We start from the raw sequence: 19,520 nt of genomic DNA, 5'->3' as shown, positions 1-19,520 counted from the left end.
TTGACGACGCGTCCCGACGGACGACGTATGAGCCGCTCGCGAAAGCCCGACTGGCTGAAGAGCCGTCCGCCGTCGGGCCGGGAGTTCGCCGGCATCCGCGAGACGCTTCGCGATCACGATCTCCACACCGTCTGTGAGGAAGCGAACTGCCCGAACCTGGGCGAGTGCTGGTCGGGTCGGGGCGACGACGGCGGCGGCACCGCCACGTTCATGTTGATGGGCGATCGCTGTTCTCGAGCCTGTAACTTCTGTGATGTGAAGACGGGCGGAATGGAACCGCTCGATCCCGACGAGCCCGCAAACGTCGCCGAGGCGATCGCCGAGATCGGCCTCGATTACGTCGTCCTGACGAGCGTCGACCGCGACGACCTGCCCGACCAGGGAGCGGGTCACTTCGCCGAGACGATCCGTGAGATCAAGGCCCGACATCCGGGCATCCTCGTGGAGGTCCTCATTCCGGACTTCCAGGGCGAGGAACGGCTCGTCCGAAAGATAATCGACGCCGGCCCCGACGTCATCGCCCACAACGTCGAGACCGTACGACGACTGCAGTTTCCCGTCCGGGACCGCCGTGCGGGCTACGAACAGAGCCTCTCGGTGCTCGACCAGGTCGATCGCGAATCCGACATCTACACGAAGACCTCGATCATGCTCGGCCACGGCGAGTACGACCACGAGGTCTACCAGACGCTTGCGGACTGTCGGGAACACGGCGTCGACGTCGTCACGCTGGGTCAGTATCTCCGGCCCTCGCGAGACCACCTCGAGGTCCGGCGCTACGACCACCCCGACAAGTACGAGACCTGGCGACGCGTCGCCGAGGAGGAACTCGGCTTTCTGTACTGTGCCAGTGGCCCGATGGTCCGGTCGTCGTACAAGGCCGGCGAACTCTTCGTCGACGCGGTACTCAGGGAGGGGAAGAGTCTCGAGGAAGCGAGGAAGGCGGCGCGAACAGCGTGAGCGCCGGAAAAGCGAGCGGTGACGAATGGAACCGCGAGCAAAGCGGCACGAGCGAAGTGAGTGCCGAACCTCCGATAGTGATACTGTCGGTCATGGACCTGTGAGCTGGTGTCCGGGTGATCCGGCCGTTGAACGTGTGTCTGGTCGTGCTGTCACCAGCCGTGTTCACGTCGGTATGACCGACAGTATGAGCGGCGAACGACGTAAATGCCTAGACGGCGACAGCACGACCAGCCACCGATGGTCGTTGGATTCATACGTCAGGAGATAGTATCCGCACGCATGAACAGGCGAAACAAGGTCATCGCCCTGCTGTTTGCCATCCTGATGGCGACGTCGATGATCGCCATGCCGGCGATGCATCTCTTCTGATCGTCGATTCGAGTCCGAGTCCGGACGATCCGCTCGAGGTACCGTCGAGCTAGCCGTCGGTCGTGCTCGCACGCGGATCTCCGTCCTGATCCCGACGAGGCGTGTCGTCGCCGTCCGTTTCCGAAACATCACCCCTCGTCTCCGAGAGACTCCCGGTGGGTTCTCGATCCGGGAGAGTCGGTCTGTGTCCCATCTTCCCGACGAAAGCATGCGCTAAGAAGGAGCGTAATCGGGACCGCGAGGAACGAGCGACGGTTCATGTGCCTGTGTCGTTTCGTTCCCACGTCCGCCCGCAAGGGCGTTTGGATCGATCACTCTCGCGACGGATCCGGGTCGGCCTCGAGGACGTACTCGAGCAACTCGTCTCCGGTCACGCCAAGCCCCTGCCGGGAGAAAAAGCTCGCGACGTTCTCGCAATCGCGCTCTAAGAACGCGCGGCTGTTGGGGTGATGGACCGTTACTGACTGGCCGAGGTCGATGATCACGAGCTGGCCCTCCTGGAAGACGACGTTGTACTCGCTCAAGTCGCCGTGGACCAGTCCCGAGGCGTACAGTCGGCGCATGTACTCGCGCATGACCTCGTAGGCTGTCTCCGGGTTCTCGACGTGGACCTCGCCGAGTCGCTTCGCCCGGCCGCCCTCGTCGCCGATGTACTCCATCACGAGCACGTTACGCTCGGCGGCAATCGGTTCGGGCACCCGCACGCCGGCTCGCTGGGCGCGCTCTAAGTTGGCGGCCTCCTTTTTCACCCACGCGAGGACGACGTCTTTTTTCTTGCCGCCGAGTCCCTCGAAGCGGGGGTCGCCCTCCAGGTAGTCGCGCATCTGCCGGAAGTTCGAGGCGTTGATCCGGTAGATCTTCACGGCGACGTCGCGGTCGTCGCCCAGGGCGTGGTAGACGTTTGCCTCCTTGCCCGTCGAGATCGGTCCGCCGAAGGCCTCGACGTGGCCGTCCTGAACGAGTTTGTACAGCGCGGCGAAGGTCGCGTCGTCGAAGACGGACTGTTCGACTTTGAACTGGTCGGCATCTTTGATCCGCTCCTGGAACTCGTTGAACTCGCGGTCGCGCTTGCGGGCGATGCGGTCGGCCTCCGTATCGGAGACGTCGATCTCTTCCCACTCGTCGCCCGGCGTGTCGACCTCGTCGGGATCGACCAGCCCGTACTCCCGTGGCATCTACCAGCAGGTACGAGGCCGAGCCGGTAAAGTGGCAGGGTCGACTCGAGTCGGTCCGAACGCGGACGGTGAGAGTCGGCGACCTTTAGGGGGATACCAACCCAATCCTCGAGCACGACGATGTCTCTCGCCGACGAGAACGCGGACGAGAACCCGTACCTCAGGGAGCCACCCACCGACTTCGAGCCGCTCGAGGAGCTCACCGAAGAGGACGCCCGCGAGCAGATCGAACTGTTGCGGGAGGCAATCCGCGAGCACGACCGCCGGTACTACGTCGAGAACGATCCCGTAATCGCCGACCGGACCTACGACGCGCTGTTTGCCCGCCTGCAGGACCTCGAGGAGGCGTTCGACCTCGCTCACCCCGACAGCCCCACCAGACGCGTCGGCGGCGACCCCATCGAGGCGTTCGAGACCGTCGAGCACGTCGCGCCGATGCTCTCGATCGAAGGAAGCGGTGAGGCCGATGACGTCCGGGAGTTCGACGAGCGCGTACGTCGCGAGGTCGGCGAGGTCGAGTACGTCTGTGAACCCAAGTTCGACGGCGTCTCGATGGAGTTCGTCTACGAGGACGGCTCGCTCGAGCGGGCGGTCACCCGCGGCGACGGCCACGAGGGCGACGACGTCACGCCGAACGCCCGCACCATCGGCTCCGTTCCGGGGCGGCTCCACGGCGACCACCCCGACTTCCTCGCGGTGCGTGGCGAAGTATACATGCCCAAAGATGCCTTCCAGGCCCACAACCGCGAGCGGGTCGAACGCGGCGAGGACCCCTTCGCTAACCCCCGGAACGCAACCGCGGGAACCATCCGCCAGCTCGATCCCGCGGTCGTCGCTGACCGCCCCCTCGAGGTCTTTTTCTTCGACGTGCTCGAGGCGAGCGACCTCGAGGACAGCCACCGCGGGGAACTCGAGCGGTTCCCGGCGTGGGGGCTCCGGGTGAACGAGCGGGTCGAGGTGGTAGACGGCGTCGACGAGGCCATCGACTACCGCGACCGGCTGCTCGAGGAGCGTGACGACCTCGACTACGAGATCGACGGCGTCGTGATCAAAGTCGACGATCGGTCGGCTCGCAAGGAACTCGGACGCACCGCGAGACACGACCGCTGGGCGTTCGCCTACAAGTTCCCCGCCCGCAGCGAGGTGACGCGGATCGCCGACGTCGCGGTACAGGTCGGTCGAACGGGCCGGGTGACCCCCGTCGCCTTGCTCGAGCCGGTCGACGTCGGCGGCGTCACGGTCTCGCGGGCGAGCCTGCACAACCCCGAGGAAATCGCCGCGAAGAACGTCGACGTCGGCGACACCGTCCGCGTAAAGCGGGCCGGCGACGTCATCCCCTACGTCGAGGAGGTGATCGAGAAGGGAAGCGAGGGCCACTACGAACTGCCCGAGAGCTGTCCCGTCTGTGACAGCCAGATCGAACGCGACGGGCCGATGGCTTTCTGTACCGGCGGGCTGGCCTGTGACGCCCAGCGTCGGCGCTCGATCGAGTACTACGCCGGCGACGACGGCCTCGACCTCGAGGGACTCGGTGAGAAGAGCGTCCGCCAGCTCGTCGACGCGGGGCTTGTCGAGACCGTCGCAGATCTCTACGGCCTCGAGCGCGAGGAGCTGGTCGAACTCGAGGGCTGGGGCGAGACGAGCGCGACGAATCTGCTCGCAGAGATCGAGGACAGTCGCGAGCCCCCGCTCGCGGACTTTCTCTCCGCACTGGGCATCCCCCAGGTCGGGCCGGCGACGGCCCGGGAACTCGCCGCCGAGTTCGGGACGGTCGAGGCCGTCAGGGAAACGGCTCTCGAGGAACCCGAACGGCTCGAGGCCGTCGACGACGTCGGCGAGACCGTCGCCCGGACGATCCACGACTTCTTCGCGAGCGAGGCAAACGCCGCGGTCGTCGACGACGTTCTCGAGTGCGTCTCCCCCCGGGAAACGGACCGAGCGGGCGGCGACGAACTCGAGGGGCTGACGTTCGTGTTCACCGGGTCGCTGTCGGGCATGACCAGAGCCGAGGCCCAGGAGACGGTCGAGGCCCACGGCGGGTCGGCGACGGGAAGTGTCTCGGGCAATACGGACTACCTCGTCGTCGGCGAAAACCCCGGCACCAGAAAGCGCGAGGATGCGGCCGAATACGACGTCGAGACCCTCGAGGAAGACGAGTTCAGGGCACTGCTCGAGCGCGAGGGCGTCGCCGTCGGCGTCGACTGAGAACGTCGGCGACCGGTAGCGACGTACCGTGCCAGTATTCGACCCGTTCATAACCGTTATGTGTCAGACTCCAGATTGAGACACCATGACAGTGGAGCCATCCCGGGACGGACGACGGGTCGCCGAGCGGTGGAACCGGGTTTTCGAGGTTCTCTCGGCGGAACCCCGTCGCCAGCTACTCACCACGCTCGCGGATGCACCGGCCGGCAGACACGTCTCGCTTCCCGACGCGGCAGTGCCCCCAAACGGCTCCGTCGATCACGACCGCATTCGGATCCACCTGCGTCACCGCCACCTCCCGATGCTCGCCGACGGCGGGTTCGTCGAGTGGAAGCGTGACCCGTTCCGTGCCTGGCGCGGTCCGACGTTCGATCAGGCGGCCGTCGTCCTCGAGTCGCTCTATGCGCGGGCGGACGTGGTCCCGGATCCGCTGGTAGAAGGCTGTCATCGTCTCGAGGAGGAGCGCCGGAACGATGAGTAACCGTCGCGATCTCATCGTTGACGTTCTCGAGGCGGTCGCCGAGGCCGATCGCGTCGCCGTCGAGGAGCTTTCGATTACGCTCGCTGATCACGTCGATCCGGAGGTGCTTGTGGCGCTGTCGGCGATGGACGAGGGGAACTGGGAGTTCACGTTCGAACTCGAAGACCACGAGGTGACGATCACGAGCGACGGCCAGCTGTTCGTCGACGGGGTTCTCTGTCGGACCGATCTCCCGGTGAAACGCCGGTCGCCGTGACCGACTACCGTCACGCGTGACCGTCGACGAGCGGGATCACGACCGTCCACAGCAACACGAACGCCGCGCCGAGGACGATCGTCGCCAGCCAGAGCCAGCCGTGTTCGGCGGGCGGACCGCTCGAGAGCGCGACGGTCGTCCAGACGAACAGTACGCCACAGACGAGGAGACTGCCGAACTCGACCGTCGCCGCGACGGGGTGTGCACGGAGGTCGGTTACCAACTCGGCGAGGTCGGTTCGGAGACTCACACTCGAGACTCGATGTCGGCGGCGATCGACTCGCGGTCGTCGTCGGCGAGCTCTGTGGGCCCGCCCAGGGCGCTGTGTAGCGTGCCGCCAGCGTCGTCCTCGAATCGAGGAACGATGTGACAGTGGACGTGGTCGACCTCCTGGCCAGCAGCCGTCCCGTTGTTGAACCCGACCGTCGTGGCGTCGGCGTCGACGGCGTCTTCGACCGCCGGCACGAGCCGGTGGACCGTCGCGAACAGCTCCCGTGCCACGTCCGCTGGCAGGTCGTCGATACGTGTGTACTCGTCTTTCGGAATCACGAGCGTGTGTCCCGGCGCGAGCGGGTTCGCGTCGAGAAACGCACAGGTCGTCTCGTTCTCGTAGACGATATCGGCTGGAATCTCGCCGTCGACGATCTGGGTGAAGATCGTGCTCATACTCCGAGCGTGTGGCCGCAGACCTCAAGAAGGTTACTCGCTTCCAGCCCGGGCGTCCCAGCCGCCGGTGTGGACGAGTTCCTCGAGGTCGATGCGATCGCGCCAGCCCTCGGTCTGGAGGGTCGGCTCGTCGGGAAACGACTCGGGGTAGCCGAGACAGAGGTAGGCGATCGGCTTGACGTGTGGCGGAATCCCGAGTACCTCGCGGACCTCGGCAGGGTAGAGAAAGCTCACCCAGCCGACGCCGACTCCCTCGGCCCGGGCGGCGAGCCAGAGGTTCTGCACGGCGAGACACGTCGAGTAGACGTCGGTGCGACGCATCGAGTTCCGTCCCAGGACGTGTGGACCGCCACGGGTCGGATCACAGGTGACACAGAGGTTGACCGGCGACTCCTCGATTCCCTCGAGTTTCAACTGCCCGAACTCGGACTGTCTGGGTTCCTCGTAGGCCGCCTGTGCGGCCGCGATCGCCCGCGAGGCGATCTCTTTGATATCGCTTTTCGTCTCCTCGTCGCGGATCACGACGAAGTCCCAGGGCTGGGAGAATCCGACGCTCGGGGCGTGGTGGGCGGCGTCGACGAGTCGCTCGAGCACGTCATCGGGGATCGGCTCGCTCCGGAATCGCCGGATATCCCGGCGAGCGTAGATCGCCTCGTAAACGGCCCGGGTCTCCTCCTCGGTGAACGAAACCATAATAGCAGTAGTGAAATTCAATTTGAAGAATGTTGCTGTCCGGACGGTCCTAGAGACAGGTTCGGCTGTTCAGGAGCGACTGGGGCCGGGTAGAACGGATAATTGTGGCGGGTATCGACAGCGAGGGTGAGCACTTGGCATCGATACGGCGTTCGATGTCCGTATTCGCCCCGCCATCTTCAGGTAGTACCGGGGGCATAATACATCTGTTGGCGTGTGCGTCGAATGATTGGAATATTGTCCTATGGATGTGAAACAATCGTCGAGTCGAGTGCGTAGCCGTCGTTCGCGAGCGTCCCTGCGATCGCGGTCACGTACTCCTCGGAGTCGCATTTCAGCCGGACGAGACAGACGTCCTGGCAGGACGGATGTAGGTCGGGACAGGCCGGAACCGGCGGACGTTCAGGCGGGCGTAATAGTCCGGATTTCGTCCTCGATGAACGAAACCGTAAGATCACTCGAGAATGGGTTCGGTTTCTGCAAGCGGCTGGAGGCCGCATGGAGCAGACGGCAGTGGCGGGTTCAGGTGGTGAGCACTGACGGGTGTTCGATGTCCGTATCCGTCCCGCCATCAGTCAGTAGGAGTGCACCAATAATACATCTGTTGGCGTGACTGTCGAACTGGTGGAAAATTTCCTACTCTTCTGGACCGACAGTCGAATATGTGTGAGAAATGAGTGTACTTTAGAGTGATCGTCTAACCGGAAACGTGGTCCGGACCGTGCTCGCGTGGGACCGGCTGCACGAGACAGTTCGCGAGCGTCTCTTCGATCGCCGTCACGTACTCCTCGGAGTCGTACTCCAGCCTGGCGAGCCAGACGTCCTGGTAGGACGGATGCAGGATCGGGACGAGCCAGACGCCGAGGTCGTCACAGCGAACCGGCTCGAGGACGGCCTCGAGAAAGCCATCGAGCGATCGCCCCTCCGCTTCGAGTATCGTCGTCGTGGCGTGTTTGCCCGTCGCGAGGACGACGACGGGGGCGACGGTCTCGAGTTCGGCGAGCAGGTGCCGACGGCAGTTCGACCGTTCTTCGTCGGTCGGTTCGCGATTCGTCGCCGGATCGTCCGGATCGGCAGGAAAGCACTTCACCGCGTTCGTGTAGTAGGCGTCCGCGGCGTAGCCGGTCGCTGTGAGCAACTCGCGGATGCGACGGCCGGAGTGTCTCGAGGTGTAGGCCATTCCGGTCCAGTTGCCGCCGCGCCAGCGGTCGGCGTCGGGATTTCCGTAGCCGGGAGCCTCGCCGACGACCAGGACGTCCGCGTCCGGATCGCCGGTACCCCAGGAGATGCACTCGCGAGCGTCGCTGAGAGACGGACAGCGAGCACAGTCGGACTCTACCACGTGGCGTTCGGTCGGAAACTCGGGCACGGTCTTTCGATCGACGGCCGGAAACTATAGCTCACGCGGAATCGATCGCTTCGAATCCGTTTTCGGACCTCCTCGAGGGGACAAGTTTACTTTCGTCGACTCGCCTACAGCTACTATGAGTTCGGAACTTCTCGTTGAATCGCTGTCGCTTCTCGTGTACGCCGCCCTCGCCGCCATCCTGACCGTCGGCGGCGTTCTCGTCGAGTACACGAGCTTTCAGCACTTCGGAGCCGGCGAGACGACGGTGGCACTCTGGCTCGCCGCCATCGGTGCCGTCATGCTGTATGCCGGCGTCGGGCTCGGCTACCGGAAAGTGCTCACACGGCTGACTCGCTGACGTCGGTCCGCCGGACCGATTCTCCTTTAGTGTCGGAGCCAATCACCTCACGTATGAGCAGGTTCGGCGAGGTCGACGACCAGTACGACCCACACGCACTCGAGGAGGCGATCTTCGAGTACTGGGACGAGGTCGACGCCTACGAGCAGACGAAAGCACACCGCGCAGACGGCGAATCGTTTTTCTTCGTCGACGGGCCGCCGTACACCTCTGGGTCGGCCCACATGGGGACGACCTGGAACAAGACGCTGAAAGACGTCTACATCCGCTACCTTCGAATGTGCGGCTACGACGTCACCGACCGACCCGGCTACGACATGCACGGGCTGCCGATCGAGACGAAAGTCGAGGAGCAACTCGGCTTCGAGAACAAGAAAGACATCGAGGAGTTCGGTGAGGACGCCTTCATCGAGGAGTGCAAGGCCTTCGCCGAGGAGCAACTCGAGGGGCTCCAGTCCGATTTCAAGTCCTTCGGCGTCTGGATGGACTGGGACGACCCCTACAAGACGGTCTCGCCGGAGTACATGGAGGCGGCCTGGTGGGGCTTTTCGAAGGCGGCCGAACGCGGGCTCGTCGAGAAAGGGAAACGGTCGATCTCGCAGTGTCCCCGATGTGAGACGGCGATCGCGAACAACGAGGTCGAGTACGAGGACGTCGAGGACCCCTCGATCTACGTGACGTTCGATCTCGAGGACCGCGAGGGGTCGCTGGTCATCTGGACGACCACCCCGTGGACGATCCCGGCGAACACCTTCGTCGCGGTCGACCCCGAGCTCACGTACCAGGGCGTCCGCGCCGAGAAAGACGGCGAGGAAGACGTGCTCTACGTCGCCGAGGAGTGTGTCGAAGGCGTGTTGAAAGCGGGGCGGTACGACGACTACGAGATCGTCGAGGAACTGCCCGGCGAGGAGATGGTCGGCTGGGCCTACGAGCACCCGCTGGCCGAGGAGGTGCCCGCGCATCCGGACCACGAGGGCGCACTCGAGGTCTACGGGGCCGACTACGTCGAGGCCGATCGCACGGGTCTGGTTCACTCTGCGCCCGGCCACGGTGAGGAGGACTTCGAGCGCGGCCGCGAGCTCGGGTTCCCGATCTTCTGTCCCGTCGCTGGCGACGGCAGCTACACCGACGAGGCGGGTACGTACGCCGGCCAGTTCGTCAAAGACGCCGACGAGGAGATCATCGCCGACCTCGAGGCGAAGGGTGCGATGCTCTCCTCGGGAACGGTCGAGCACAGCTACGGCCACTGCTGGCGGTGTGACACGGGCATCCTCCAGATCGTCACCGACCAGTGGTTCATCACGATCACGGACGTCAAGGACGAACTGCTCGCGAACATCGAGGACAGCGAGTGGTACCCCGACTGGGCCCGTGACAACCGCTTCCGGGACTTCGTCGAGGAGGCCCCCGACTGGAACGTCTCCCGGCAACGCTACTGGGGCATCCCGCTGCCGATCTGGACGCCCGAAGACCGGGACGACGACGAGGAGATGATCGTCATCAGCGATCGGGCGGAACTCGCTGAACGGGTCGATCAGGCGGTCGACCCCGAGACCGTCGACCTCCACAAGGACACCGTCGACGAGCTGACGATCACCGAAGCCGGCACCACCTACACCCGCGTCCCCGACGTCTTCGACGTCTGGTTCGACTCCTCGGTCGCCTCGCTTGGCACGCTCGATTTCCCCGAGGACGACAGCCGGTTCGACGAGCTCTGGCCTGCGGACTTCATCCTCGAGGCTCACGACCAGACCCGTGGCTGGTTCTGGTCCCAGCTGGGGATGGGTACCGCCGCGCTGGGCGAGATCCCCTACGACACGGTGCTCATGCACGGCCACGCCTTAGACGAGGACGGCCGCAAGATGTCCAAATCCGTCGGCAACGTCGTCGAACCCGGCGAGGCGATTTCCCGCCACGGCTCGGACCCGATGCGGCTGTTCCTGCTGTCGGCGAACCCCCAGGGTGAGGACATGCGTTTCTCCTGGGACGAGATGGCGACGATGGAGAACAACCTCCGGACGCTGTGGAACGTCTTCCGGTTTCCGCTGCCGTACATGCGCTTAGACGGCTTCGACCCGTCCGAGACGGACCTCGCGACCGTCGACGACGACCTCGAACTCGTCGACGAGTGGGTGCTCGCGCGCCTGCAGTCGACGAAAGCCGAGATGACAGAAGCGATGGAGGAGTTCCACCAGGACAAGGCCTTGGAGGCCTTGCTCGAGTTCGTCCTCGAGGACGTCTCCCGCTTTTACGTCCAGGCGGTCCGGGAACGCATGTGGGAAGAAGAAGACAGCGCCTCGAAGGAGGCCGCATACGCGACGATCTACCGGGTCCTCCGCGAGGTCGTCGCCCTGCTCGCGCCGTTTGCCCCCTTCGTCAGCGAGGAGATCTACGGGACGCTGACTGGCGAGGCCGAACATCCGACGGTCCACATGTGTGACTGGCCCGAACGCGAGGAGTACTGGACCGACGAACAGCTCGAGGACGACGTCGCCCTCCTGCGAGCGATCGAGGAAGCCGGTGCGAACGCCCGCCAGCAGGCCGGCCGCAAACTGCGCTGGCCGGTCCAACGCATCGTGGTCGCGGCGGACGACGACCGGGTCGTCGAGGCGATCTCCCGCCACGAGGCCTTACTCGCCGACCGGCTCAACGCCCGCGAGATCGAACTCGTCGAACCCGGCGAGCGCTGGGGCGAACTCGCCTACAGCGCAGAAGCCGACATGAGCGAACTCGGCCCCGCCTTCGGCGACCGCGCCGGCGAAGTGATGAACGCGCTCAACGAGGCACGCATCGAGGAGCCGACGCTTGACTCGCTCGAGGACGCCGTCGACGAGGAGCTCGAGGAGGAGATGGTGTCGTTCGTCACCGAGACGCCCGCGGACGTCGCGGGTGCGGCGTTCGGTCTGAACGGGGACGACCGGGGCGTCGTCTACGTCGACGCCTCGCTCACGGAGGACGTCGAGAGCGAGGGCTACGCCCGCGAGGTCATCCGGCGCGTCCAGGAGATGCGCAAAGAGCTCGACCTGGACGTCGAAGAACGGATCGCACTCGAACTCGAGATCGACGACGACCGCGTCGCCTCGCTGGTCGACGACCGCGAGGAACTGATCCGCGAGGAGGTCAGAGCCGACGAGGTCGGCACCGTCGAGGACGGCCACCGAAAGGAGTGGGCGGTCGAAGGCGTCACGATCGAACTCGCAATCGCCCCTCGTGCGGAGTCGACGGTGTGAACGATGACGACGGTTACGATCCTCTCGGACAACGAGGTCGCCACGTCGAGACCGAAAGGACTGTGCGCCGAGTGGGGATTCGCCGCGGCCGTCGGCGACGTCCTCTTCGACGCCGGACAGACCGGCGTCGCCGCGGACAACGCCGCGACGCTCGAGGCGGGTCCCTTCGAGACGATCGTCCTGAGCCACGGCCACTACGACCACACGTCGGGACTGCCACCGTTTCTCGAGGACGCCACGGAGCTGTACTGCCACCCCGCGGCCTTCGATCCGAAGTACGGCGACGACGACGAGCCCACCGGGATGCCGTACGATCGGGCGTGGCTCGAGTCCCAGGTCGACGTCCGGACTCACAGCGATCCCGTCGAAGTGGCCGACGGAATCTACGCGCTCGGCGAGATCCCACGGGAGTTTCCGGACAACCCGACGGGCGAGACGATCGACGACGACGGTCGTCGCGTCGACGATCCCGTCCGTGACGACCAGTCGCTCGTGGTCGAGATCGACGACGGGATCGCACTCGTCCTCGGCTGTTGTCACGCGGGACTGCAGAACACGGTCGTTCACGCCGAAGCCGTCTTCGACGAACCCGTCCGGACGGTCGTCGGCGGGACTCACCTACGCTCGAGCGACGCCGACGAGCTGACTGCGATCGCGCGGTGGCTCGAGGATCGACTCGAGTACGTCGTCCCGACACACTGTACCGGCCACGACGCCCGACGAATCCTGCAGGCGGAGTTCGGCGATCGGTTCGATCGGGTCGGGGTCGGATCGACGATCGAGCTCTGACCGCGGTCGGCATCGTCGGATTCCGGGTGCGTGGACTCGTCCGAAAATCGAAGATTCTCGACCGGTCTGGGTCCGGGCTGGGTCACTCTGTCAGGGATTCGGCGATTGCGGGCGCGACCGAGACCGCACTCGCCTCCCGTTCGATCGTGTCGGTGCCGTAGATCGCCTCGACGCCGGCACGGGCGAGTTTGGTGTAGGCGTCCCTGACGAGCAGCGGGTGGACACAGGAGACGAATACGCGGCCCACGTCCCGGTTGCCTAACACGGCGATCGCCTCACTCATCGTCGAGCCGGTGGCGATGATGTCGTCGACGACGACCACGTCACGACCTGCGACCGCGACGTCGCTCGGGGTGATCTCGACGTCAGTACCGGTGTGTCGAACTTTCTCGAAGTAGTCGGTCTCGCCTGCCCCGTAGGCGTCACGGACCGTCTCAGCGAGGTCGATCGCGCCCGCGTCGGGCGAGAGGAAGACCGGGTCCTCGAGGTCGGTCGGTAACGGTTCGGCCAGTCGGCCCGCCGCATCGATCGACTCGGCCGTCGGTTCGAAAAAGTCACAGACGGCCTCCTCGTGGGGCGTGACGGTGAGCACCCGATCGGTGCCGGTCGAGATCGCCCGCGCGACCGCCCGCGCCGAGATCGGCTGTCCGGATTCGAACGCCGCGTCCTGGCGGCCGTAGCCCATGTACGGCAGGACCGTCGTCACGTGCTCGGCTCCGGCCTCCCGGACGGCGTCTTGCAACTGCAGCAGCTCGAGGTGGGCGTCGCTCGAGGTCGTCGAGGCGACGAGTATCGCGCGCTCGCCCTCGAAATCGGGCACCGAAGCGAGTCGCTCACCGTCGGGAAACCGGTCGTAGGAGACGGCAGCGAGCGGCTTCTCGAGCTCTCGTGAGAGCGTGGCGGCGAGTGACTGTGACGTGGATCCGCTGACGATCATGCTCGAAGCCACAGCACGCGGGCTAAACCCGTTTTCGTTCTCCCGGCTCCGTCCTCGCCGTCGATCAGTCGTCGCCGTCCTCACATGGCCCGCCGTCGGTGTCGCCGGTGACCCTGACCTCGCCGTCGCGGCCGATCAACACGAGCAGGTTGAGACAGTCGGGCTCGTTCCACTTCGCGGCGGTGACCTGCTGGATCTCCTCGCCGTCGGTTCGGATCGTGACGCGGAAGTCGCCGGCGTCGTCCGGCCAGTCGCGCTCGAGGTCGACGCCGGCGTCGCCGGGTGCTAACTCGTGTGTCGACCAGTGTTCGATCTCGCTGCCGAACTCGACGAGGACGTCGACCGTGTGCGTCTCGTCGTGTAAGTTTTCGACGGCGAGTTCGCCGAGGATCGTTCCCCCGTCTCCCGACTCGGCAGCCGTCTCGTCGCTTTCGGCGTCGTCGGCCCCGGAACCGTCTCCGGCGTCCGACGTCGGTTCGTCGTCGCTTCCCTCGGGCTCGTCGTCGGCCTCCTCGGCGACGCCCGAACAGCCAGCAACTCCCCCCACGGCGGCGGTGGCAACGGCGGCCACCGCGCGCCGGCGCGTCAGTTCGTTCATCGGTGGTCGAATGGGGTCCGGACGGGATAACTCCCCGTCAGACGTCCGTCAGACGCCGTCGATCGGGGCCGACACGGCGAGTCCCGTGACGTCGGTCAGCCCGAGCGCCCGGGAGCGCCAGCCGTCCTGGCCCGCCGCGAGGAACGTCCCGGATCCGGTGACGGCGTAGACCGTCTCGCCGTACCCGACGTCGACGACCGGCTCGGGAGTCGCCTCGAGCGGTTCCCACGCGTCCTCGCCGTGTGCGAGAACCGTCGTCCCCGAAGCCGCGTACGCCCGCTCGAGGCTGCCCGGCTCCAGCCGGGGATCTGCCGCGACGGCGTCGAACCGCCCCTCGCGTTCGCGCATCCAGCCGTTGCCCAGCTTGTAGAGACCGTCGTCGGTCGCCGCGAGGGGGACACCCGGCGCGGAGACGTCGCGGGCGGCTTCGAGGCCGGCGTGTACGAGCGCGCCGCCGTGGACTCGGTAGATGCCGTCGTCGGTCGCGAACAGGTCGCGATCGATCGCTCGTACCGCGAGGTCGGCCGGCGACTCGAGGTCCGTCCACACCCCGTCCCGAAAGCGTGCGACGCGTCCCGACGGGGCGACAGCGAGGAGACTCGAGTCGTCGTAGCCGACGGCGACGGCGGGGCCGAAGCCGGTCGCGGTGAAGCCGTCCTCGCGGGCGGTGCCCGCTGTGGTGCCGTCCTCGCGGGCAGTGCCCGCTGTGGTGCCGTCCTCGCGGGCAGTGCCCGCTGTGGTGCCGTCCTCGCGGGCAGTGCCCGCTGTGGTGCTGTCAACACGCTCGTCTTCGAACACCAGCACGTCCTCGTCTGTCGCGACGGCGACGGCCTCGGCCGTAACGGCGACGTCGCGGGCGCTACAACGTGTGACGAGGCCGAACTCGCCGACGATCTCCTCGGAGATCCGGACCCAGCAGACGCCGATACCGGAGGCGACGTACGCTTCCGTCACGCCCGTTCGGTCGTCGTAGACGCGTTTCTCTTCGATAGAGAGCATACGTTTGGACTCGTCCGCGCCATTCGAAAGCGTTCCGACGACGAGCCGGGACGCGAGTTCGGCTCGACGGCGTCTACGATCGCGTTCGTCCGGAATCCCTTTGGGGATTCCCTCCCGAGTAGGAGTCGATGGAAGTGTTCGGCTCGAGCGGGACGCGGGGCGTCGCGAACGAGGAACTGACCCCCGAGTTCGTCCTGCGGGTGGCGACGGCCGCGGGGACGGCCTGGGGGCACGATCGGGTCGCGCTCGCTCGGGATACGCGGCTCACCGGGCGGATGCTCGCCGACGCAGCTGCCAGCGGGCTGGCGAGTACGGGTGCCGACGTCGATCGGCTGGGAACCGTCCCGACGCCGGCAGCACAGGCGTACGCCGATCGAGAGGGCGTGCCCGCGATGATCGTCACCGCCTCACACAACCCGCCGCAGTACAACGGCGTCAAGCTCGTCGGTTCCGACGGCGTCGAACTCGGGGTTCGCGACCTCGAGCGGATCGAAGAGACCTTACTGGCGGAGACGGTCGACGTCGCTCCCTGGGACGGCACCGGCCGGAGTCGCGAGGTCGAGGGTGTCCGCCGGGCCTACCTCGAGGAGCTACTCGCGGCCGTCGACCGGGACCGGATCGACGACGCAGAGCTCACGGTGGCACTCGATCCCGGCCACGGGGCGGGCGCGCTGACCAGTCCCGAATTCGTCCGGGAACTGGGCTGTCGGGTCGTCACCGTCAACGGCCAGGCCGACGGACGCTTTCCCGGTCGCGACCCCGAGCCGGTCCAGGACAACCTCCGCGATCTCGAACGGCTCGTCCGTGCAAGCGGCGCCGACGTCGGCATCGCCCACGACGGCGACGCCGATCGGGCCGTCTTCGTCGACGAACGCGGCAAGTACGTCTCCGGCGACGCCGCTCTCGCCGCCCTCGCCGCCGCCGAACTCGAAGCCGGCGACACGACCGTCTCCGCGGTCAACGTCTCCCAGCGGCTGGTCGACATCGTCGACGAGGTGGGCGCCGACCTCGAGCTTACCCCCATCGGATCGACGAACATCATCACCCGCATCCGCGAACTCGAGGATCGCTCGGTCCCGATCGCGGGCGAGGGAAACGGCGGGGTCTTCTTCCCCGGCTACCGGCTCGCCCGGGACGGTGCCTACACCGCCGCGCGCTTTCTCGAACTCGTTGCTGACCAGCCCGTCAGCGAGCTGGTCGCTCCCTACGACGGCTACGCCAACGTCCGGCACAACGTCGGCTACGACTCGACGGCACAGCGGGACGCGATGTTAGACGCCGCTGCCAACCAGGCCCACGCCGCGGACGCCGAACTCAACACCCGCGACGGCTACCGGCTCGACTACGGCGACGCGTGGGTACTCGCTCGTCCATCCGGCACGGAGCCGCTCGTGCGGGTGTACGCCGAGGCTCGCGACCGCGACCGCGCCGCAGCACTCGCCGGTGACATGTACGACGCCTTGCTCGAGGCGAAAGCGGACGCGTGATACGGTCTGCTGTCCCGCTAGCTGTTCTCTTCCTCGCGCAGTTCCTTGCTCGCTTCCCGAACCTCTCGCATCACCGACGAGATGCGCTCTTCGGCCTCGAGTTCGTCCTCGACGTCGAGGTCGACACCTTCGACCTCGAGCAAGAACTTCGCGACCTCGGTGGCCTCGTACATGACGTCGTCGAGTTCCTCGGCGGTGAAGAAATCACACATCGCGCCGTAGAGGAAGGTCGCACCGGACTTGCGGACCTTCTCCTCGAAGGACGAGCGGGCCTGGTTGACCGCCTGTGGCGTGTAGGTGTCGGTCATGAACGGGACCAGCTCGGGCAGGTTCTCGCCGATTTTGGTCATCTCGACGCCGGTTTCCGTCCGAAAGTCAGCACAGAGCCTGGCGATGGCCCACTCGCGGGCGGTGATGTAGGTTCGATCGCGCAGGAAGTCGTTAACCCGGTCGTACTCCGCGCCGTCCATCTTCGTGAAGCGGGCGTACTTGCGGACGTCCCCGGGGACCCCCTCGGCCTCGTCCTCGTCGACGGACTCGGGATCGGGAACGCCTGGCATCGGGTCGTCGCCCGTTCGTGTGCCGTCGGAACTGTCCGCTCCCTCCGACTCCTCGTTCATGAGGACTCATTCCGAAACGTCAGGGATAAGGGTTGTCCTCGGGGCCGTAAACTCGAGACGCGTCGTTCGCCGTTCTACCCGTTTTTAAGTCGATGACGATAGTTCGGTACGGTATGTCACGGACGCCAGTGATCGTCCGCGCGGTCCGGACCCCACAGGGGAAAGAAGACGGCGTCTTCGCGGACGTCCGCAGCGAGGACCTCTCGATCCCGCTCGTCAACGAGATTCTCGCCGAGACCGGACTCTCGGGTGCGGACGTCGACGACCTGCTGTGGGGCTGTGCCCAGCAACGCGACGAACAGGACAACAACCTCGCTCGCGTCGTCTGCCTCCTCTCGGAGCTCGGCGAGGACGTGCCGGGAACGACGATCAACCGCTGGTGTGCCTCCTCGATGCAGGCGCTTATCTCCGCTGCCGACGCGATCCGGGCGGGCCAGCGGGAGTGTCTCATCGCCGGCGGCGTCGAGAGCATGACTCGCCAGCCGATGGGCGAGAGCGTCGCTTCCCTGCACCCACGACTGGCGACGGAGTACAACGTCGGCGAACTCCAGATGGGGATGACCGCCGAAACGGTCGCCGAGGAGTACGACATTTCCCGCGAACAACAGGACGAGTACGCCCTGCAGAGCCACCGCCGGGCCGCCGCCGCTACCGAGGAGGGACGGTTCGACGACGAGATCGTCCCCATCGAGACCAGCGGTGCGTCGGGAACGCACCGAGCGGACGGCGACGCCGTCGACGACGACGGCACCGTCACCGAAGACGAGGGCATCCGCCCCGACACCGACCGCGAGACGCTCGCCGGGTTGCCGACGGTCTTCAAAAGCGACGGGACGGTCACGCCCGGCAACGCCTCCCAGGTCGCAGATGGCGCGGCCGCCTTGCTCGTCACCAGCGAGGCGTTCGCCGACGACCACGACCTCGAGGTCGTCGCCGAGGTCGGCGCGAACGAGGTCGCCGGCGTCGATCCGACCGTGATGGGTATCGGGCCCGTTCCCGCCACGCGCGGGCTGCTCGAGCGAACCGGCCGTACGATCGAGGACTACGACCTCGTGGAGTTAAACGAGGCGTTCGCGAGCCAGACCGTCTACTGCCGGGACGAGCTGGGAGTCGACCCTGACCGGTTCAACGTAAACGGCGGTGCGATCGCGATCGGACACCCACTCGGGGCGTCGGGCGCGCGCCTGCCCGTCACGCTGGCTCACGAACTCGAGCGACGCGGCGGTGGCCGCGGGCTGGCGACGCTGTGTGTCGGCTTCGGCCAGGGGGCGGCGATCGAACTCGAGGTCCCGTAGGCGCTCGAAGAGCCTGCGAATGCGATCTCACGGAGACGAGCCCCGTTCGTGCGGTTCGTCTCAGACCGATGGCTCTCACCGACGGAATCACCCCCACGTAAAATTATAAATGAGCTGGAACTCTGGTATCGAAGCGGTATGGAGCTGCACTTAGACGGCAAACGGGCGCTCGTTCTCGCAGCGAGCAAGGGACTCGGACGGGCATCCGCGACGGAACTCGTCAGGGAGGGGGCACAGACGGTGCTCACCTCGAGTAGCGAGGAGAATCTACGCGAGGCGAAAGCGGCGATTCTCGCAGAGACCGGTGCGAGTGACGACCTCGTCGAGACGCGTGTCATCGACCTCTCGAGCGAAGCGGGAATCGCCTCCGGAGTCGAGGACGCGATCGAGACGCTCGGCGGCCTGGATATTCTCGTCACCAACAAGGGCGGGCCGCCGGAACAGAACTTCGAGGAGTCCACGATCGAGGACTTCGACGACGTCTACACGTCCGTCTTGAAGAGCCAGATCATCGCGATCAAGGCGGCGATGCCCGCGCTGACCGACGGCGGCGGGGCGATCACGAACATCATCGCCACGTCGGTGAAAGAGCCACAGAAAAACCACGTCCTGGCGAACACGATCCGACCCGGGATCTACGGCCTTTCGAAGAGTCTATCCGTAGAGTACGGCGACGAAGACGTTCGGGTCAACTGCGTGACGCCGCGTGGGATCATGACCGACCGAGTCCGAAACCGCCGCGACCGATTCGGAACGCTCGGCGAGGATCTCACCCGCGAGGAGGCACGAGAGCAGGGTATCCTCCGGCTCATCACGGGAGAGGAGGACCACGCGCTCGGTCGGTATACGGAGCCAGAGTCGTTCGGGAAGGTCGTCGCGTTCGTCTCCTCGGACGCAGCGGAGTACGTTACCGGAAGCGTGATCGACGTCGACGGCGGCTGGACGCGTCATCTCTTCTGAAACCGCTATGCCACGCTAGGGGGTCGACGCGGATCGCCCGCCGCTCCCGCGTAGCACAACGGGTTTATCGGGCGGGGCCGTACTTCACGCC

19 protein-coding genes are annotated in these 19,520 nt (G+C 66.0%); 10 read left to right on the top strand and 9 right to left on the bottom strand.

Translation table 11 applies throughout. From position 1 onward, the window contains the following. Positions 1-27 precede the first annotated feature (27 nt). Positions 28-960 carry a lipoyl synthase gene (gene lipA / locus QQ977_RS06265; RefSeq protein ID WP_345783358.1) on the top strand — a complete coding sequence of 311 codons (933 nt, stop codon included), beginning with the start codon at positions 28-30 and terminating at the stop codon, positions 958-960. A 683-nt stretch (positions 961-1,643) separates the two neighbouring features. Here the strand turns inward: lipA and rio1 are convergent. Further along, positions 1,644-2,507: a serine/threonine-protein kinase Rio1 gene (rio1, locus tag QQ977_RS06260; RefSeq protein ID WP_285928240.1), complete on the bottom strand. Its 864-nt coding sequence runs from the start codon at positions 2,505-2,507 to the stop codon at positions 1,644-1,646. 120 nt (positions 2,508-2,627) lie between these two features. On the opposite strand from rio1, the gene ligA reads away from it, so the two are divergent. The 3 genes from ligA (at position 2,628) to QQ977_RS06245 (ending at position 5,449) form a co-directional block, all read left to right on the top strand. After that, complete coding sequence (gene ligA / locus QQ977_RS06255; protein WP_285928239.1) at positions 2,628-4,712, top strand: NAD-dependent DNA ligase LigA; 2,085 nt, start codon at positions 2,628-2,630, stop codon at positions 4,710-4,712. A gap of 85 nt (positions 4,713-4,797) precedes the next feature. Next, positions 4,798-5,193 carry a DUF7344 domain-containing protein gene (locus QQ977_RS06250; protein WP_285928238.1) on the top strand — a complete coding sequence of 132 codons (396 nt, stop codon included), beginning with the start codon at positions 4,798-4,800 and terminating at the stop codon, positions 5,191-5,193. Next, a complete protein-coding gene (locus QQ977_RS06245) occupies positions 5,186-5,449 on the top strand; it encodes a HalOD1 output domain-containing protein (RefSeq protein ID WP_285928237.1) in 264 nt (87 codons plus the stop codon). Before QQ977_RS06250 ends, QQ977_RS06245 begins: the two co-directional genes overlap by 8 nt. 10 nt (positions 5,450-5,459) lie before the next feature. On the opposite strand, the gene QQ977_RS06240 is transcribed toward QQ977_RS06245, so the two are convergent. The 4 genes from QQ977_RS06240 to QQ977_RS06225 all read right to left on the bottom strand — a co-directional run bounded on the left by QQ977_RS06240 (position 5,460) and on the right by QQ977_RS06225 (position 8,177). After that, entirely contained in the window at positions 5,460-5,699 is a 240-nt protein-coding gene (locus QQ977_RS06240; protein WP_285928236.1) for a hypothetical protein, read from the bottom strand. Continuing rightward, on the bottom strand, positions 5,696-6,115 hold the full coding sequence (locus QQ977_RS06235) for an HIT family protein (RefSeq protein WP_285928235.1): 420 nt from the start codon (positions 6,113-6,115) through the stop codon (positions 5,696-5,698). Before QQ977_RS06235 ends, QQ977_RS06240 begins: the two co-directional genes overlap by 4 nt. Positions 6,116-6,148: 33 nt before the next feature. Then, on the bottom strand, positions 6,149-6,808 hold the full coding sequence (bluB, locus tag QQ977_RS06230; protein ID WP_285928233.1) for a 5,6-dimethylbenzimidazole synthase: 660 nt from the start codon (positions 6,806-6,808) through the stop codon (positions 6,149-6,151). Positions 6,809-7,505: 697 nt separating this feature from the next. After that, positions 7,506-8,177: a uracil-DNA glycosylase gene (locus tag QQ977_RS06225; protein ID WP_285928232.1), complete on the bottom strand. Its 672-nt coding sequence runs from the start codon at positions 8,175-8,177 to the stop codon at positions 7,506-7,508. A 115-nt stretch (positions 8,178-8,292) separates the two neighbouring features. Between QQ977_RS06225 and QQ977_RS06220 the strand changes: the two genes are divergently transcribed. From QQ977_RS06220 to QQ977_RS06210, 3 genes are read left to right on the top strand one after another with little or no spacing between them, the layout of a single operon-like run. Beyond that, a complete protein-coding gene (locus tag QQ977_RS06220; RefSeq protein ID WP_285928231.1) occupies positions 8,293-8,514 on the top strand; it encodes a hypothetical protein in 222 nt (73 codons plus the stop codon). Positions 8,515-8,567: 53 nt separating this feature from the next. Beyond that, positions 8,568-11,744, top strand: coding sequence for an isoleucine--tRNA ligase (gene ileS / locus QQ977_RS06215; protein ID WP_285928230.1), 3,177 nt, complete (start codon positions 8,568-8,570; stop codon positions 11,742-11,744). 3 nt (positions 11,745-11,747) lie between these two features. After that, on the top strand, positions 11,748-12,533 hold the full coding sequence (locus QQ977_RS06210) for an MBL fold metallo-hydrolase (protein WP_285928229.1): 786 nt from the start codon (positions 11,748-11,750) through the stop codon (positions 12,531-12,533). 82 nt (positions 12,534-12,615) lie between these two features. On the opposite strand, the gene QQ977_RS06205 is transcribed toward QQ977_RS06210, so the two are convergent. The 3 genes from QQ977_RS06205 to QQ977_RS06195 form a co-directional block, all read right to left on the bottom strand. Next, positions 12,616-13,470, bottom strand: a complete 855-nt coding sequence (locus QQ977_RS06205) for a ribose-phosphate diphosphokinase (protein ID WP_285928228.1) — start codon at positions 13,468-13,470, stop codon at positions 12,616-12,618. Positions 13,471-13,534: 64 nt separating this feature from the next. Further along, positions 13,535-14,068, bottom strand: a complete 534-nt coding sequence (locus QQ977_RS06200; RefSeq protein WP_285928227.1) for a hypothetical protein — start codon at positions 14,066-14,068, stop codon at positions 13,535-13,537. 48 nt (positions 14,069-14,116) lie between these two features. After that, positions 14,117-15,067: an HVO_0234 family beta-propeller protein gene (locus QQ977_RS06195; RefSeq protein ID WP_285928226.1), complete on the bottom strand. Its 951-nt coding sequence runs from the start codon at positions 15,065-15,067 to the stop codon at positions 14,117-14,119. A gap of 128 nt (positions 15,068-15,195) precedes the next feature. On the opposite strand from QQ977_RS06195, the gene glmM reads away from it, so the two are divergent. After that, positions 15,196-16,554, top strand: a complete 1,359-nt coding sequence (gene glmM / locus QQ977_RS06190; RefSeq protein ID WP_285928225.1) for a phosphoglucosamine mutase — start codon at positions 15,196-15,198, stop codon at positions 16,552-16,554. Between the two features lie 17 nt (positions 16,555-16,571). Here the strand turns inward: glmM and QQ977_RS06185 are convergent, their stop codons facing one another. Beyond that, positions 16,572-17,174, bottom strand: a complete 603-nt coding sequence (locus QQ977_RS06185; RefSeq protein WP_285928224.1) for a DUF5806 family protein — start codon at positions 17,172-17,174, stop codon at positions 16,572-16,574. Between the two features lie 113 nt (positions 17,175-17,287). On the opposite strand from QQ977_RS06185, the gene QQ977_RS06180 reads away from it, so the two are divergent. Both QQ977_RS06180 and QQ977_RS06175 read left to right on the top strand, forming a co-directional pair. Next, entirely contained in the window at positions 17,288-18,469 is a 1,182-nt protein-coding gene (locus QQ977_RS06180; protein ID WP_285928223.1) for a thiolase family protein, read from the top strand. Between the two features lie 138 nt (positions 18,470-18,607). Next, on the top strand, positions 18,608-19,429 hold the full coding sequence (locus QQ977_RS06175) for an SDR family oxidoreductase (protein ID WP_285928222.1): 822 nt from the start codon (positions 18,608-18,610) through the stop codon (positions 19,427-19,429). The last annotated feature ends 91 nt before the right edge of the window (positions 19,430-19,520 follow it).

This window comes from Natrialbaceae archaeon AArc-T1-2 (genome assembly GCF_030273315.1).
In the GTDB taxonomy this organism is placed as follows: Archaea; Halobacteriota; Halobacteria; order Halobacteriales; family Natrialbaceae; genus Tc-Br11-E2g1.
Note: the sequence above shows the minus strand (reverse complement) of the source record. Positions and strands in the feature narration are given on the sequence as shown.

Excerpts from the sequence above, each read along its gene's own strand:
- lipA (WP_345783358.1), top strand. The coding sequence starts at position 28 with ATGAGCCGCTCGCGAAAGCCCGACTGGCTGAAGAGCCGTCCGCCGTCG.
- rio1 (WP_285928240.1), bottom strand. The coding sequence starts at position 2,507 with ATGCCACGGGAGTACGGGCTGGTCGATCCCGACGAGGTCGACACGCCG.
- ligA (WP_285928239.1), top strand. The coding sequence starts at position 2,628 with ATGTCTCTCGCCGACGAGAACGCGGACGAGAACCCGTACCTCAGGGAG.
- QQ977_RS06250 (WP_285928238.1), top strand. The coding sequence starts at position 4,798 with ATGACAGTGGAGCCATCCCGGGACGGACGACGGGTCGCCGAGCGGTGG.
- QQ977_RS06245 (WP_285928237.1), top strand. The coding sequence starts at position 5,186 with ATGAGTAACCGTCGCGATCTCATCGTTGACGTTCTCGAGGCGGTCGCC.
- QQ977_RS06235 (WP_285928235.1), bottom strand. The coding sequence starts at position 6,115 with ATGAGCACGATCTTCACCCAGATCGTCGACGGCGAGATTCCAGCCGAT.
- bluB (WP_285928233.1), bottom strand. The coding sequence starts at position 6,808 with ATGGTTTCGTTCACCGAGGAGGAGACCCGGGCCGTTTACGAGGCGATC.
- QQ977_RS06220 (WP_285928231.1), top strand. The coding sequence starts at position 8,293 with ATGAGTTCGGAACTTCTCGTTGAATCGCTGTCGCTTCTCGTGTACGCC.
- ileS (WP_285928230.1), top strand. The coding sequence starts at position 8,568 with ATGAGCAGGTTCGGCGAGGTCGACGACCAGTACGACCCACACGCACTC.
- QQ977_RS06210 (WP_285928229.1), top strand. The coding sequence starts at position 11,748 with ATGACGACGGTTACGATCCTCTCGGACAACGAGGTCGCCACGTCGAGA.
- QQ977_RS06205 (WP_285928228.1), bottom strand. The coding sequence starts at position 13,470 with ATGATCGTCAGCGGATCCACGTCACAGTCACTCGCCGCCACGCTCTCA.
- QQ977_RS06200 (WP_285928227.1), bottom strand. The coding sequence starts at position 14,068 with ATGAACGAACTGACGCGCCGGCGCGCGGTGGCCGCCGTTGCCACCGCC.
- QQ977_RS06195 (WP_285928226.1), bottom strand. The coding sequence starts at position 15,067 with ATGCTCTCTATCGAAGAGAAACGCGTCTACGACGACCGAACGGGCGTG.
- glmM (WP_285928225.1), top strand. The coding sequence starts at position 15,196 with ATGGAAGTGTTCGGCTCGAGCGGGACGCGGGGCGTCGCGAACGAGGAA.
- QQ977_RS06185 (WP_285928224.1), bottom strand. The coding sequence starts at position 17,174 with ATGAACGAGGAGTCGGAGGGAGCGGACAGTTCCGACGGCACACGAACG.
- QQ977_RS06180 (WP_285928223.1), top strand. The coding sequence starts at position 17,288 with ATGTCACGGACGCCAGTGATCGTCCGCGCGGTCCGGACCCCACAGGGG.
- QQ977_RS06175 (WP_285928222.1), top strand. The coding sequence starts at position 18,608 with ATGGAGCTGCACTTAGACGGCAAACGGGCGCTCGTTCTCGCAGCGAGC.